Here is a 1,201-nt window from a genome sequence, read left to right as displayed (position 1 = left end):
TAGGAGACTGCTGAAATAGTCGGCGTCGTTTCGGTGTGGGGTGAGCGGGTTTGCCTGGTGGGCTGGGATCCTGGTGAGTATGCAGGGTGAGCCGGATCGTCAGGGTGAGTTTCTGGATGTGAACTCGGTCGTCGGGCATTTGCTGGCCGAGGGCAGTGTGTTCGCGTTTTTGGCTGCTCATCGCGAGCAGTTGTTCCCTGCGGAGATGTTCGCGGACCTGTTTCCCAGCGGCCGGGGCCGTCCGTCGATCCCGCCGGCCACGATGGCGTCGGTGATCGTGCTGCAAACGCTGCAGGGTTTGTCCGATCGCGAAGCCGCTGATGCGGTCACTTTTGATCTGCGGTGGAAAGCGGCGTGTGGATTCGTGTTGGGTAACAAAGGTTTTCATCCGTCGACTCTGACGTACTGGCGTCGGCGACTGGCAGCCAGCGACCGGCCGTACCGCATTTTCGAGGTGGTACGCGAGGTCATCACCACCACCGGGGTGCTCGCGGGTAAGAGCCGTCGAGCGCTGGATTCGACGATCTTCGATGACGCGGTGGCCCGCCAGGACGCCGTCACCCAGGTGATCGCGGCGATCCGGCGGGTCGCCCGAGAGGTCGACGGTGGTGCGGTGGTGGTCGAGCAGCGTGCGACTCGTCTGGCCGCGTTGACCGGCGGCGGCTATGACCGGCCCGGCAAGCCGCGGATCGCCTGGGATGATGAGTGTGCTCAACAGGACCTGATCAGCGCCCTTGTCGAAGATGGGTTGGCCGTGCTCGACGGTCTGGACCTCGAGGCCATCGAGAAGGAGCCAAGTAACGAGGCCCAGGCGCAGGCGGTGGCATTGCTGGCATTGGTGACCGGCCAGGATGTGGAACCGGCACCAGGTTCTGATGGCACCGACGGACGCTGGCGCATCGCGCCCCGGACCGCCCCGGACCGGGTGATCTCTACCGTCGATACCGACACCCGGCACGCCCACAAAACCCGGGCACGCCAGCAGGACGGGTTCAAGGGCCACATCGTCAATGAACCGGAGACCGGGTTAGTCACCGCGATCGAGATGACCAAAGCCGCTGGTCCGGACACTTCCGACGGAGCAGTCGGGGCACGGTTGTTGCTGAGCGATCCGACCGTCGCCGACGACGCCGACGATCGTGAGGTGCTGGGTGATTCAGCGTATGCCTCCGGTGACATGCTGGCCACGCTGGCGCGGACA

1 protein-coding gene is annotated in these 1,201 nt (G+C 64.7%); it reads left to right on the top strand.

The genetic code is table 11. The features are described from left to right. Positions 1–79 precede the first annotated feature (79 nt). Positions 80–1,201 (top strand): transposase (locus tag AS181_RS24420; RefSeq protein ID WP_139114290.1); only part of this gene is annotated, 1,122 nt, incomplete at its 3' end.

Source organism: Gordonia sp. SGD-V-85 (assembly GCF_001456905.1).
GTDB classification, from domain to species: Bacteria; Actinomycetota; Actinomycetes; order Mycobacteriales; family Mycobacteriaceae; genus Gordonia; species Gordonia hongkongensis.
The sequence above is the reverse complement of the archived record's forward strand: the minus strand, read 5'-3'. Positions and strand labels throughout refer to the sequence as shown.